Here is a 12,485-nt window from a genome sequence, read left to right as displayed (position 1 = left end):
TAAGGCAGAGGCAGGCAGCCGTCGTGGGGCGCACGTGGGGCCGTGTTTCGGGTTGGGTTCGAAGAAATCGCTTCAACGGCGGCTGTAGTGCGCCACCAGGCGGTCACCGATCATCTGCAGGGCCTGCACCAGCACCAGCAGCAGGACCACGGTGACCACCATCACATCGGTCTGGAAACGCTGGTAGCCGTAGCGGATGGCCAGGTCGCCCAGGCCGCCGCCACCGATCACCCCGGCCATGGCGGTGTAGTCCACCAGCACGATGGCGGTCACCGTGACCGCCGCCAGCAGACCGCCCCGGGCTTCGGGCAGCAAGGTGTGGCGAATGATCTGCCAGGTGCTGCCGCCCATGGCCTGGGTCGCTTCCACCACCCCGCGGTCCACTTCCCGCAGGGCGGTTTCCACCAGCCGGGCAAAGAACGGCGTGCAGCCCACCACCAGCGGCGGGATGGTGCCCGGCACGCCAAGCGAGGTGCCCACCAGCAAGGTGGTCAGGGGAATCAGCACGATCAGCAAGATGATGAAGGGCAAGGAGCGCAGCATGTTGACCAGCACCGACAGCACCCGATACAGGCCCACCGCTTCATGCAACTGGCGCTTGCCGGTGAGAAACAGCAGCACGCCCAGGGGCAGCCCCAGCAGCACGGTAAAACCCAGGGCCGCGCCGAGCATGCTCAGGGTATCGACGCAGGCCTGGGCGATATCGGCCCAGTAAATGTTCTTGAACAGTTCGGCCATGGTTCAGGACCAGTCATGGCGCGGTGGCTTGATGTCGTTGAGCAGCCAGTTGCCCACCACGTGGTATTTCCAGCGCACCGGGTCGTGCAGGGTATGCACCCGGGCGTTGCGCCAGTGGCGGTCGAAGTTGTGGCGCTTGAGGGTGGAACGGGTGCCCCCCAGTTCGAACAGTTTGTTGCTGGCCTCGATGGCGATTTCAGTGGTCAGCACCTTGGCCTTGGCCACCGCCAGGGAGGCCCGGGCCACATTGTCTTCATCGGGTGCCGGGCGGGCCGCGTCCAGGGCCAGGCCGGCCCGTTCCAGCAGGGCCTCGGCGGCTTCCAGGCGAATGTCCAGGGCCCCCACCTGGATGATGGTCAGCGGGTCTTCACTGGCCTTCTCCACCCCGGCATCGATCCACGGCCGGGCATGCTCACGCACGAAGGCGATGGTGTCGCGCAGCGCCGCCCGGGCAATCCCGGCGTCAATGGCGGCCGTGGTCAGCTGGGCGAAGGGCCCGGCCAGGGTCGGGCTTTCGTAGGAACGGTAGGTGGGAAACAGGTTGAAGGCCGGCACCTTGAGGTCCTGGGCCAGTACGGTGCCACTGGAGGTGGTGCGCTGGCCGATGCTGTCCCAGTCGTCGATCACCGCCAGCCCCTCGCTGCCCCGGGGCACGAAGGCCAGCTGGCCCCTGCCCTGCTCGTCCAGGGCCAGCACTGCCAGCCAATGGGCATACAGCGAACCGGTGCAGTAGCCCTTGCGGCCATTGATCACATAACCGTCACCCGAGCGGCGGACAGTGGCCTGGATGTCCTGGACGTTCTTGCCGCCGGTTTCCGACAACGCATTGGCAAAGCGATGGCCTTGCAGGGCCAGGGCGAAAAAGTGCGCCTGTTGCTCCGGCGTGCCCTGCAGGCGGATGTCTTCCAGCAGGCAGTAGTGGTTCTGCGGGATCTGCCCCAGGGACGGGTCGGCAGCGGAAATGATCGCGATGACCTCGGCCAGCACCGCATAGGACACCTGGGCGCCGCCGAATTCGCGAGGCACGCTGATGCCCCACAAGCCACTGTTGGAGTACAGGTCGACCACCTGCGCCGGTACTTCCCGGGTACGGTCGCGCTCGGCGTCCTGCTCCAGCAGGATCGCGGCCACTTGCCGGGCCACGGCCAGGGCTTCGGCGCCATCGCGGATCACATGGGCAGCGGGAGTGTGCAGGGGATAAACGGCAGATTCAGGCAATGCAGGCATACGGCGCTCTCGGGCGAATGAAGGTGACTGCCGCTCATTGCAGCTTCTGTGCCTAAAGCCTGCCCCCATGAATTCAAGGACTTGGGTGGGTATTTCGCCCCGGCATCAGGCCCTCTGCCGGGCAGATTGCTGGAACGCTGTTGATGGGCCAACAGTAGGCCAGTGTTGCCTGGACGACACCTCGTCGGCCCGTGCCGGGCAAGCAAGGGCCCGGGTATAGAGTGAAGCCTGCTCCACGCGGCGTCAGCGTCGCCCCCAACAACAAGATCAAGGAGAAACCCTGATGAGCGTCAATCCCATTCCCGAAGGTTTCAGCGGCGTCACCCCCTACCTGGGCATCCAGCGCGCCGCCGAGGCCATCGAGTTCTACAAGAAGGCCTTCGACGCGGTGCAGATCATGCGCCTGGACATGCCCGACGGCAGGGTCGGCCATGCCGAACTGCGCATCGGCGGTTCGGCCATCATGCTCGGCAGCCCTTGCGAACAAACCCCGATGGGCAGCCCGGAAGCCCACAAGACGTCGGTCGGGCTGCACCTGTATGTGGAAGATGTCGACAGCCGCTTTGCCCAGGCGATCGCCGCGGGCGGCACCGAAGTGTCGGCGGTCAAGGACCAGTTCTACGGCGATCGCAGCGGCAGCCTGCGCGACCCTTTCGGGCATGTGTGGTTCCTCGCCAGCCGCAAGGAGGAATTGAGCGCCGAGGAAATCGGCCGACGGGCCCGGGAAATGTTCCAGCAACAGGCCGGCTGAGCCTGCCCCTGTAGGAGCCGGCTTGCCGGCGAAGGCGTCTCGCGGACCCGTTCGCGGGCAAGCCCGCTCCTACGGGGCCATGGGCATTGACCAAACCAGTCAAGCAGCGGCTTTCACGAGGGTTTCGCAGCTTCGTAACATTTACTTTCATATCGCCTTTCGGGATTTACGATTCTCATTCGTCTTAATTAGATGCAGCAGGCCGCGTTGGCCCAGGCTATGCCCGGCGCTTTTTGTCCCGGGCCCGGTCCCGGGTTCCAGTGCCGCTCCATTCCTCGAATCAAGACGCCCATTCAATGTCGAAGAAGTCCCGTTCAAAAATCTGGTTTCTGGTGCACAGCTGGCTGGCCCTGCCCATCTGGTTCTTTGTGCTGATTGTCTGCGTCACCGGCACCCTGGCGGTGGTCAGCCAGGAGATCGTGTGGCTGGCCAACCCCGACGTGCGCGCCAGCAAGCCCAGCGATGACGCACAACCGCTGAATTACGACCAGATCGTCCAGGCCATCAAGCGTGCCGAACCCCAGACCCGGGTGGACACCATCGTCACCCCGGATGAAAGCCACTTCGCCCTGAGTGTCAGTGTCAGCTACCCGGACGGCCGCTCGCCGACGCTCTACGTCAACCCCTACACCGGGGTGATCCAGGGCACTAGCCCGCAGTTCGATTTCCAGGGCTTCACCCGCGCCCTGCACGGCTGGTGGCTGGTGCCCTTCACCAACGGCTACAGCTGGGGCTGGTACCTGGTGTCCTTGCTGGGCCTGCCCATGCTGGTGTCGCTGATCACCGGGCTGGTGGTCTACAAGAAGTTCTGGAAAGGCTTTCTCAAGCCGACCCTGCGCCTGCGCCACGGTGCACGGATCTTCTGGGGTGATTTCCATCGCCTGAGCGGCATCTGGTCGATCTGGTTCATCGCGGTGATCTCCATCACCGGCACCTGGTTCATGATCGAAGCGATTCTCTCGGACAACCACATCAGTATCTCCAGCGAACCCGTGGTCCCGGTGATCGCCCGCGAGCAAGTGCCGACCACGGGCGATGGCAGCCCGGCGCCGATGATCGGCCTGGACCAGGCCATCGGCATTGCCACACAGAAAATCCCCGGCTTCGACATCAGCTTCGTCAGCCTGCCGAGCAACGCCTACAGCCACCTGTATGTCGGCGGCCGCGGCTGGTATCCGCTGATGTACCAGACGGCCAACATCAACCCCTATACCGGCTCCCTGGACACCTCGCACCTGCTGGCGGACCGCAACACCCTGGAGTTCGTCACCGAATCCATGCGCCCGTTGCACACCGGTGATTTCGGCGGCCTCTGGATCAAGCTGATCTGGTTCTTCTTCGGCCTGGTGCTGAGCATGATGGTCCTCAGCGGCCTGCTGATCTGGACCAAGCGCACCGCCCTGGCCACCGCCAACGCCCTCAAGCGCGAAGAAAAGGCCGCCCGTGCGCGCCCCGCCAGCAAACCCGCCCAGGCACCCGCCCCGGCCATGAGCGCCGAAACCTCGGAGAGCACCCTGTGAGCCAGACCAGCACCGCCGCCGCGCCTTCGAACCTGAGCCGGCTCTGGCACAAGTGGCGCTTTCACCTGAACATCCTGCTGTTGCTGATTCCCCTGGGCTTCATGCCCAAATACTTCGCCGACGTTGCCCTGTTTCGCGGCGAAAGCGGCCTGGGTGAACGGGAGATCGGCGAAATCCAGGTCGGCCCCTGGAGCCTGCGCCTGGCGGAAATGCGCAACGAAGCGCCACGCAGCGATGGCCCCGCCGGTTACCTGAAAAGCTTCAACGCCGCCCTGTGCCAGGCCTGCATCGAGCCGGTCAAGGCCACCTACCTGCGCATCGGCAAGCCCCGCAGCCTGCGGGCCGCCGGGGTGATCTTCTTCGGCAGCCCGTACCGCATGGGCGCCAGCCTGCCCATCCCGGAAAAGACCAAGGCCGATTCCGAGCTGTGGATCACCATGGAAGGCTGGGACGGCAGCATGCACCAGGCATCCATTCCCCTGAGCCAGGCGTCACCCGCCACCGTGGCCTGGCTCGAAAAACAAGGAGGCAAACGATGAGTTGCGCAGTATCCCCACGGCGCCTTGGCGCCCTGGCCCTGTTGTTGCTGGGCGGCGCCTTCAGCCACAGCGCCCTGGCCCACAACCCGATGTGCGAGTGCAAGGCCATAGACGCCGAGCAGATCCGCTGCACCGGTGGTTTTTCCGATGGCAGCGGCGCCCCGGGGGTGACCCTGGACGTGATCGGCTACGACGAAACCATCCTGGTGCCGGGCAAGCTGGGGGCCGACTCGACCCTGACCTTCAAGAAACCTTCCAGCGAGTTCTACGTACTCTTCGATGCGGGCCCCGGCCACGTGGTCGAGATCGACCAAGCGGATATCGAGGCCCCATGACTCCTGCCACCACCCAGGTCGTGCGCCCCGCCGGCGCCGGCCATGAAACCCTCTATGTGCTGTTGCTGTGTGCACTGATTCTGAGTGTGGCTGCCACCGTGGTGCTGTGGCGCGGCGAAGAAACCGCGACCGGCAGTGTCGCCAGCCACCAGCTGGACGCGCGCCGCGACCTCAGCGCCGGCGAGCAGGGCATCTATGCCGACCTGCGGGTGACCCTCGACGAAATCCACCTGCTGCGCGCCGAAAGCCAGGACCTGCCGACCCCCGAGGAACTGGCCGGCGAAGGCTTCGCGCCCTTCGCCCAGGACGCCAGCTCGGTGAGCCGCGGTGGCCATATCTGGACGGTGCAGAACCAGGCCTACCTGGGCCTGAGCCAGAACCCGCAAGTGGCCGGCTCCTTTCTGATGCGCATCGACGCCGAAGATGACACCCAGGTGGATATCTGGCTCAACCGCGCCCCTTCCGCCGCCCTGCCCGCTGACCTGGGCGACGAACCACTGGCCGCCGCCGGCTGGCAACAGGTGGTGGCGCAATTCGATGCCGGAGTGACCCGCCAGCATCGCCACTGATCATTCGCATTCACCCGAGAGAAGACCGCTTGCCCATGCCTATTTCATCTCAACGCCGCCCCTTTCTGCAGGTGCTGCTGGTCAGTCTGCTGGCCCTGATGCTCAGCCCCCTGGCCAGCGCCGACCCGGCCAAGCGCCTGCGCATCGGCATCACCCTGCACCCCTACTACAGCTACGTGGCCAATATCGTCGGTGACAAGGCCGAGGTGGTGCCGCTGATTCCCGCCGGCTTCAACCCCCACGCCTACGAACCCCGGGCCGAGGACATCAAGCGCATCGGCACCCTGGACGTGATAGTGCTCAACGGCGTGGGCCACGATGACTTCGCCGACCGCATGATCGCCGCCAGCGAGCGCCCGGACATCCCGGTGATCGAAGCCAACGAAAACGTGCCGCTGCTGGCCGCCACCGGGGTGGCCGCGCGAGGCGCCGGCAAAGTGGTCAACCCGCACACCTTCCTCTCCATCAGCGCCTCCATCGCCCAGGTCAACAACATCGCCCGGGAGCTGGGCAAGATGGACCCGGCCAACGCCAAGACCTACACCCAGAACGCCCGCGCCTACGGCAAGCGCCTGCGGCAGATGCGCGCCGACGCCCTGGCCAAGCTGACACAGGCGCCCAATGCCGACCTGCGGGTGGCCACGGTGCATGCTGCCTACGACTACCTGCTGCGCGAGTTCGGCCTGCAAGTCACCGCGGTGGTGGAGCCGGCCCACGGCATCGAACCCAGCCCCAGCCAGTTGAAGAAGACCATCGACCAACTGCGCGAGCTGGACGTCAAGGTGATTTTCTCGGAGATGGACTTCCCCTCCACCTACGTCGACACCATCCAGCGCGAATCCGGGGTCAAGCTCTACCCGCTGTCGCACATTTCCTACGGCGACTACAGCGCCGAGAAATACGAGAAGGAAATGACAGGCAACCTCGACACCGTGGTCCGGGCCATCCAGGAGGCCGGGGCATGACCGCCATCGAGACCCTGCTGCGGGGCCCGGCCATCGAGTTCGACCAGGTCAGCCTGACCCTGGGCCGCACCACCATCCTCGACCGGGTGACCTTCCAGGTGCAGCCCGGCAGCGTGCACGCACTGGTGGGCCCCAACGGCGGCGGCAAGAGTTCGCTGATCAAGACCCTGCTGGGGCAGATGCCGCACCAGGGCCAGTTGCGCCTGCAGTGGCCGGATGCCCCCGGCACCATCGGCTACGTGCCCCAGGCCCTGGAGTTCGACCGCGGCCTGCCCATGACCGTGGACGACTTCATGGCCGCCATGTGCCAGCGCCGCCCGGCCTTTCTCGGCCTCAGCCGGCACTACGCCCAAGCCATTGGCGAGGCCCTGGAACGAGTCGGCATGCAGGACAAGCGCAAGCGGCGCATGGGCGCCCTGTCCGGCGGTGAACGCCAGCGGGTACTGCTGGCCCAGGGCCTGATCCCGGCACCGCAACTGCTGGTACTGGATGAACCGATGTCGGCCCTGGACGAGGCCGGCATCCAGGTCTTCGAACGACTGCTCCACGACTGGCGCCAGAGCGGCATCACCCTGTTGTGGATCGAGCACGACCTGGAGGCCGTGGGCCGCCTGGCGGACCGGGTCACCGGCCTCAACCGTCGGGTGCTGTTCGACGGCCCGGCGCAGCAGACCCTGACCCCGGAGCGCCTGCTCAGCCTGTTCTCCACCCATCCACGAGCCGCCGGGAGCGCCGCCTGATGACCTATGAAGCTTTTCGCCTGATGGTCCAGGGCTGGGCTTCGGCCGGCTACCTGCCCGAAGCCCTGGCCTACGGGTTCGTGGTCAACGCCCTGCTGGCCGGGCTGCTGATCGGCCCGGTGCTGGGCGGCCTGGGTACCCTGGTGGTGGTCAAACGCTTCGCCTTCTTCTCCGAAGCCGTGGGCCACGCGGCGCTGACCGGGGTGGCCATCGGCATCCTCCTGGGCGAACCCTACACCGGCCCCTACGGCAGCCTGTTCGGCTACTGCCTGCTGTTCGGCATCCTGCTCAACTACCTGCGCAACCGCACCGGCCTGGCCCCGGACACCCTGATCGGCGTGTTCCTTTCGGTGTCCCTGGCCCTGGGCGCCAGCCTGCTGCTGATCCTCGCCGGCAAGATCAACGTGCACATCCTGGAAAACGTGCTGTTCGGCTCGGTGCTCACGGTCAACGGCAGCGACCTCTTGGTGCTGCTGATCGTCGGCGCCCTGGTGCTGGGCCTGAGCCTGCCGTTGTACAACCGCATCATGCTGGCCAGCTTCAACCCGCAGCTGGCGGCGGTACGCGGCGTAGCGGTGAAGACCCTGGACTACCTGTTCGTGATCCTGGTGACCCTGATCACCGTGGCCGCAGTCAAAGTCATCGGCGCCATCCTGGTAGGCGCCCTGCTGGTGATTCCGGCCGCCGCGGCACGCCTGCTGAGCCAGTCGCTCAAGGGCTTCTTCTGGATCTCGGTGAGCATCGCCACCGTCAGCACCCTGTGCGGCATCCTGCTACCCATCGTCTTCGACCTGCCGGTGCCCTCCGGCGCCGCGATCATCCTGGTGGCCGGTGTCGCCTTCGCCCTGGCCGCCATCGCTCGCGGCACTGTCCCCAGCCTGAAAGGGAATATCGGATAAATGCACAGTTCATTGCCTCACCTGTCACTGCGTCGCCTGACCCTGGCCCTGGCCCTCGGCGGCCTGATCAGTACTCCGGCCCTGGCCGAGCGCGACCACTTCGAACCGATGCGCGTGGTCGCCAACCACGGCATGGGCAACACCGCGCTGCACAGCGCCACCTCAAGCAAATCACCGACGGTGCTGGCTTCCCTGCCGGTGACTTTCGGCCTGGGGCAGATCCTGCTGCAGGGTACCGACATCAAGCTGGAACGGGCCGCCCCGGCCAACCTGCCGGGCTCGCGGCAGACGGCCTATTTCACCGGGCGTGGCGCTCCGGCCCTGGCCAAGCTGGCACTCAATGCCGACGCAGTGATCGGCCTGCGCTCGATCTGGCCGGACGACCCGCTGTACCCCAACGCCCGGCGCAGCAACATCCGCATCGTCGAGATCGACGCTGCACGCCCGGTGGACGGCGCCCTGCCCGGCGTGGCCCTGCAACCGGGCAAGAGCGACGGGCTCAACGCCCAGCCCTGGCTGTCCAGCAACAACCTGGGGCGCATGGCCGACGTGTTGGCGGCGGACCTCGCGCGGCTGGCGCCCGAAGCCAAACCGCAGATCGAAAGCAACCTGGCAGGCCTCAAACAGCGCCTGCTGAAACTCAGCGCCGACAGCGAAGCGCGCCTGGCCGAGGCCGACAACCTCAGCGTGCTGAGCCTCTCCGAGCACTTCGGGTACCTGGTCAGTGGCCTGAACCTGGAACTGCTGGAAGTGGACGCCCGGGCCGACAACGAATGGACCCCCGAGGCCCTGAAAAAGCTGCAAGCCCGGCTCAAGGACAACGATGTGGCCCTGGTCCTGCACCACCGCCAGCCATCCGATGCACTGAAAGCCGCCATCAGCGCCGGCGGCAGCCAGCTACTGGTGCTGGAAACCGACAGCGCCGACCCGCTCGCCGAACTGGAAGGCAACCTACAGAAAGTCACCCAGGCCCTGAGCCTGTAGCCGCTGCCGCAGGCTGCGAACGGCTGTGCAGGAGACGCTGCTCTTGAGATCGCTGAAGGTCCTTCGGACCTTGGCGCAGCTTCGCCATGGCTCAGCAGCGGCTACAGTCGGGGTCAGGGGCCGGGGCCGCTTACATATTCCCTCAAGATCGCGCGCATTTTCCGGTGCTAGTCTGCGCTTCGCCAAAAGCCCAGAGAAGAAGCCCGCGCCATGAGCGACTACGTAAACCTCAACAAGACCAACTGGGACGAACGCGCGCCCCTGCATGCCGCCTCGGCGGACTACGCGGTGCAGCGTTTTGTCGACGAAGCCGGCTATCTGTCCGACGTGGTGCAGTTCGACCGGCCCTTGCTGGGGGATATCCGAGGCCTGCGCGGGGTGCATCTGCAATGCCATATCGGCACCGACACCCTGTCCCTGGCCCGCCTCGGCGCGCAGATGAGCGGCGTGGATTTTTCCCCGGCGTCCCTGGCGGAAGCCCGGACCCTGGCCCGACGCTGCAATACGCCTATCGACTACCACGAGTCCGACGTGTTCCTGGCCGCCGAGGTACTGCCCCAAGGCAACTTCGATCTGGTCTACACCGGCATCGGCGCCCTGTGCTGGCTGCCGAGCATCGAGCGCTGGGCGCAGACCGTCGGCGCCCTGCTCAAGCCCGGGGGCCGGCTGTTCATCCGCGAAGGCCACCCGATGCTCTGGGCCATCAACGAAGATCACCACGACTCATTGCGGGTGGAACTGCCCTACTTCGAAACCCGCGAGCCTCTGGTCTGGGACGACGAAAATACCTACGTGGAAACCGACAGCCCCCTCAAGGCCACCATGACCCACGAATGGAACCACGGCCTGGGAGAGATCATCAGCGCCTTGCTGGCCCAGGGCCTGGACATCACGGGACTGGTGGAGCACCAGAGCATCCCCTGGGAAGCCCTGCCCGGGCAGATGGTGGTGGATGAACGCGGCGAATGGCGACTCAAGGAAGCGCCATGGCGCCTGCCGCTGAGCTACACCCTGCAGGCCGTCAAGCGCGGGGGCTGATCGCCCGGCGTGAAAAACCGCCAAGCTCAAGAAGGCAGCGCCTCTGTAGCCGCTGCCGCAGGCTGCGAACGGCTGTGCAGGAGACGCTGCTCTTGAGATCGCTGAAGGTCCTGCGGCCCTTTTCGCAGCTTCGCCACGGCTCAGCAGCGGCTACAGAACAATCTTGATCCGGGATCTTTGTAGCCGCTGCCGCAGGCTGCGAATGGCTCCGCAGGAGGCGCTGCTTTTGAGATCGCTGAAGGTCCTGCGGCCCTTTGCGCAGCTTCGCCATGGCTCAGCAGCGGCTACAGAACAATCTTGATCCGGGATCTTTGTAGCCGCTGCCGCAGGCGGCGCACGGCTCCGTAGGAGGCGCTGCTCTTGAGATCGCTGAAGGTCCTGCGGCCCTTTGCGCAGCCTCGCAGGCTCGGCAGCGGCTACAGGTCAGCCGGCGACGGCCTGCTGGTCCATCTTCTGGCGCAGGCTCAGGGGGCGCATGTCGGTCCAGACTTCTTCGATGTAGGCCAGGCAGTCCTTCTTGAAACCGCTCTTGCCCACAGTGCGCCAGCCCTTGGGCACGGCCTTGTAGTCGGGCCAGATCGAGTATTGCTCTTCATGGTTGACCACCACCTGGAACAGGATGTCCTCACGGTCGAATACTGAAGTCATTGCTTGTCTCCATCACTGATAAGGTTCGCCGCGCTCAGCGCACGGCGGTTGTGTAGAAGGAACGAAACGGCGGGGCAAAAAATTAGAGGCTGGCCACTGCCGCCGCTACGGCTTTGCTGAAGATCTGGGCCACCTGGTCGATCTGCGCTGCGGTGATTACCAGCGGCGGCAGGAAACGCACCACGGCGCCGTGGCGCCCGCCCAGCTCCAGGATCAGCCCGCGCTTGAGGCATTCGCGCTGCACCAGCGGTGCCAGGCGCGCATGCTGGGGTGGATGGCCCTGGGCATCCGGCACGCCGGCCGGGTCCACCAGCTCCACCCCGAGCATCAGGCCACGACCACGGATATCCCCCAGTTGCGGGAAGTCGCGCTGCAGGATCAGCAGGTGCTCGCGCAAGCGCTCGCCCATGGCCGCCGCGTGCTCGGGCACCCGGTGTTCCTTGAGGTAGCGCATCACCGCGGAACCGGTGGCCATGGCCATCTGATTGCCGCGGAAGGTGCCGGCGTGGGCACCCGGCTGCCAGGTGTCGAGCCAGTCGCGATAGACCATCACCGCCAGCGGCAGGCTGCCGCCGATGGCCTTGGACATCACCACCACATCGGGAATGATCCCCGCGTGCTCAAAGGCGAACATCTTGCCGGTGCGACCGAAGCCGCTCTGGATTTCATCGACGATCAATGCCACCCCGGCCTTCTCGGTGATGCGGCGCACACCTTGCAGCCATTCCAGGTCGGCCGGGATCACCCCGCCCTCGCCCTGCACCGCCTCGACAATCACTGCCGCTGGCAGGGCCACCCCGGCTTCCGGATCGGTGAGCAGGTTTTCCAGGTAATGCAGGTTGACCTTGACCCCTTCGGCGCCCCCCAGCCCGAACGGGCAGCGGTAGTCATAGGGGAACGGCAGGAACTGCACGCCGTTGTTCAGCAGCCCGGCCAGGGCGCGCTTGGGCCCCAGGCTGCCCATCAGGCTCAGCGCGCCCTGGCTCATGCCGTGGTAACCGCCCTGGAACGACAGCACGGTGCTGCGTCCGGTGGCGGTGCGCACGAGCTTCAGCGCGGCTTCCACGGCATCGGTGCCGGTGGGACCGCAGAACTGGATCCTGGCCTCGCCAGCCAGGGCCTCGGGCAACAGGCCGAACAGGTCCTGGACGAACTGGTCCTTGACCGGGGTGGTCAGGTCCAGGGTCAACAGCGGCAACTCATCGGCCAGCACCTGCTGGATCGCGGCGATCACCACCGGGTGATTGTGGCCCAGGGCCAAAGTCCCGGCACCGGCCAGGCAATCGATGAAACGCCGGCCCTCGACGTCTTCGACGTGAATGCCGCTGGCCCGCTTCAGGGCCAGGGGAATGCGCCGTGGATAACTGCGGGCATTGGATTCCTGGCGGCTCTGGCGGGCCAGCAGGGGCGACTCGTCGAACTGGTAAAGCGTCTCTTGCGGGGCGGCGCCAAGGCCCACCGGCGAATCTTCCATCAGGCTGGTAACGGCTGACATGTCTCGAACCCTCACGCTGCAATTTGAGCAAAACGGC

Annotated in this window: 14 protein-coding genes; 10 read left to right on the top strand and 4 right to left on the bottom strand. The window is 65.9% G+C overall.

The features are described from left to right. Window positions 1-72: 72 nt before the first annotated feature. Together M2395_RS22945 and M2395_RS22940 are read right to left on the bottom strand one after the other, a co-directional pair. Window positions 73-738, bottom strand: coding sequence for a methionine ABC transporter permease (locus M2395_RS22945; protein ID WP_123431271.1), 666 nt, complete (start codon window positions 736-738; stop codon window positions 73-75). A 3-nt stretch (window positions 739-741) separates the two neighbouring features. Next, a complete protein-coding gene (locus M2395_RS22940) occupies window positions 742-1,965 on the bottom strand; it encodes an SfnB family sulfur acquisition oxidoreductase (RefSeq protein WP_047337435.1) in 1,224 nt (407 codons plus the stop codon). 283 nt (window positions 1,966-2,248) lie between these two features. Between M2395_RS22940 and M2395_RS22935 the strand changes: the two genes are divergently transcribed. The 10 genes from M2395_RS22935 (at window position 2,249) to M2395_RS22890 (ending at window position 10,305) form a co-directional block, all read left to right on the top strand. Then, complete coding sequence (locus tag M2395_RS22935) at window positions 2,249-2,716, top strand: VOC family protein (protein ID WP_011062443.1); 468 nt, start codon at window positions 2,249-2,251, stop codon at window positions 2,714-2,716. A 296-nt stretch (window positions 2,717-3,012) separates the two neighbouring features. Next, on the top strand, window positions 3,013-4,236 hold the full coding sequence (locus M2395_RS22930) for a PepSY domain-containing protein (RefSeq protein ID WP_053159635.1): 1,224 nt from the start codon (window positions 3,013-3,015) through the stop codon (window positions 4,234-4,236). Beyond that, on the top strand, window positions 4,233-4,775 hold the full coding sequence (locus tag M2395_RS22925) for a hypothetical protein (protein WP_011062445.1): 543 nt from the start codon (window positions 4,233-4,235) through the stop codon (window positions 4,773-4,775). The genes M2395_RS22930 and M2395_RS22925 overlap by 4 nt, the downstream gene beginning before the upstream one ends. Then, complete coding sequence (locus tag M2395_RS22920; protein ID WP_015636478.1) at window positions 4,772-5,110, top strand: hypothetical protein; 339 nt, start codon at window positions 4,772-4,774, stop codon at window positions 5,108-5,110. The genes M2395_RS22925 and M2395_RS22920 overlap by 4 nt, the downstream gene beginning before the upstream one ends. Further along, the gene (locus M2395_RS22915) at window positions 5,107-5,679 is read left to right on the top strand and encodes a DUF6162 family protein (RefSeq protein WP_015636479.1); all 573 of its coding nucleotides are present in this window, start codon (window positions 5,107-5,109) and stop codon (window positions 5,677-5,679) included. Before M2395_RS22920 ends, M2395_RS22915 begins: the two co-directional genes overlap by 4 nt. Before the next feature lie 35 nt (window positions 5,680-5,714). Continuing rightward, window positions 5,715-6,644 (top strand): metal ABC transporter substrate-binding protein, encoded by a 930-nt coding sequence (locus M2395_RS22910; RefSeq protein ID WP_123431272.1) that lies wholly within the window; start codon window positions 5,715-5,717, stop codon window positions 6,642-6,644. After that, window positions 6,641-7,384 carry a metal ABC transporter ATP-binding protein gene (locus M2395_RS22905; protein WP_065365502.1) on the top strand — a complete coding sequence of 248 codons (744 nt, stop codon included), beginning with the start codon at window positions 6,641-6,643 and terminating at the stop codon, window positions 7,382-7,384. The genes M2395_RS22910 and M2395_RS22905 overlap by 4 nt, the downstream gene beginning before the upstream one ends. Next, window positions 7,384-8,283, top strand: a complete 900-nt coding sequence (locus tag M2395_RS22900; protein ID WP_015636482.1) for a metal ABC transporter permease — start codon at window positions 7,384-7,386, stop codon at window positions 8,281-8,283. The genes M2395_RS22905 and M2395_RS22900 overlap by 1 nt, the downstream gene beginning before the upstream one ends. Beyond that, window positions 8,284-9,267 (top strand): metal ABC transporter solute-binding protein, Zn/Mn family, encoded by a 984-nt coding sequence (locus M2395_RS22895; RefSeq protein ID WP_011062451.1) that lies wholly within the window; start codon window positions 8,284-8,286, stop codon window positions 9,265-9,267. Between the two features lie 210 nt (window positions 9,268-9,477). Further along, on the top strand, window positions 9,478-10,305 hold the full coding sequence (locus M2395_RS22890) for a bifunctional 2-polyprenyl-6-hydroxyphenol methylase/3-demethylubiquinol 3-O-methyltransferase UbiG (RefSeq protein ID WP_123431273.1): 828 nt from the start codon (window positions 9,478-9,480) through the stop codon (window positions 10,303-10,305). A 423-nt stretch (window positions 10,306-10,728) separates the two neighbouring features. On the opposite strand, the gene M2395_RS22885 is transcribed toward M2395_RS22890, so the two are convergent. Then, window positions 10,729-10,953: an MbtH family protein gene (locus M2395_RS22885; RefSeq protein ID WP_123431274.1), complete on the bottom strand. Its 225-nt coding sequence runs from the start codon at window positions 10,951-10,953 to the stop codon at window positions 10,729-10,731. A gap of 82 nt (window positions 10,954-11,035) precedes the next feature. Further along, on the bottom strand, window positions 11,036-12,448 hold the full coding sequence (locus tag M2395_RS22880) for an aspartate aminotransferase family protein (RefSeq protein ID WP_123431275.1): 1,413 nt from the start codon (window positions 12,446-12,448) through the stop codon (window positions 11,036-11,038). Window positions 12,449-12,485 lie beyond the last annotated feature (37 nt).

The sequence above is a fragment of the Pseudomonas sp. BIGb0176 genome (assembly GCF_024810175.1).
Classification (GTDB): Bacteria; Pseudomonadota; Gammaproteobacteria; order Pseudomonadales; family Pseudomonadaceae; genus Aquipseudomonas; species Aquipseudomonas protegens.
This window is presented reverse-complemented; position numbering and strand designations above follow the sequence as displayed.

What these genes read in the sequence shown, in the direction of transcription:
- M2395_RS22920 (WP_015636478.1), top strand. Translation starts at nt 4,772, where the DNA reads ATGAGTTGCGCAGTATCCCCACGGCGCCTTGGCGCCCTGGCCCTGTTG.
- M2395_RS22915 (WP_015636479.1), top strand. Translation starts at nt 5,107, where the DNA reads ATGACTCCTGCCACCACCCAGGTCGTGCGCCCCGCCGGCGCCGGCCAT.
- M2395_RS22930 (WP_053159635.1), top strand. Translation starts at nt 3,013, where the DNA reads ATGTCGAAGAAGTCCCGTTCAAAAATCTGGTTTCTGGTGCACAGCTGG.
- M2395_RS22880 (WP_123431275.1), bottom strand. Translation starts at nt 12,448, where the DNA reads ATGTCAGCCGTTACCAGCCTGATGGAAGATTCGCCGGTGGGCCTTGGC.
- M2395_RS22900 (WP_015636482.1), top strand. Translation starts at nt 7,384, where the DNA reads ATGACCTATGAAGCTTTTCGCCTGATGGTCCAGGGCTGGGCTTCGGCC.
- M2395_RS22895 (WP_011062451.1), top strand. Translation starts at nt 8,284, where the DNA reads ATGCACAGTTCATTGCCTCACCTGTCACTGCGTCGCCTGACCCTGGCC.
- M2395_RS22885 (WP_123431274.1), bottom strand. Translation starts at nt 10,953, where the DNA reads ATGACTTCAGTATTCGACCGTGAGGACATCCTGTTCCAGGTGGTGGTC.
- M2395_RS22890 (WP_123431273.1), top strand. Translation starts at nt 9,478, where the DNA reads ATGAGCGACTACGTAAACCTCAACAAGACCAACTGGGACGAACGCGCG.
- M2395_RS22935 (WP_011062443.1), top strand. Translation starts at nt 2,249, where the DNA reads ATGAGCGTCAATCCCATTCCCGAAGGTTTCAGCGGCGTCACCCCCTAC.
- M2395_RS22905 (WP_065365502.1), top strand. Translation starts at nt 6,641, where the DNA reads ATGACCGCCATCGAGACCCTGCTGCGGGGCCCGGCCATCGAGTTCGAC.
- M2395_RS22945 (WP_123431271.1), bottom strand. Translation starts at nt 738, where the DNA reads ATGGCCGAACTGTTCAAGAACATTTACTGGGCCGATATCGCCCAGGCC.
- M2395_RS22940 (WP_047337435.1), bottom strand. Translation starts at nt 1,965, where the DNA reads ATGCCTGCATTGCCTGAATCTGCCGTTTATCCCCTGCACACTCCCGCT.
- M2395_RS22910 (WP_123431272.1), top strand. Translation starts at nt 5,715, where the DNA reads ATGCCTATTTCATCTCAACGCCGCCCCTTTCTGCAGGTGCTGCTGGTC.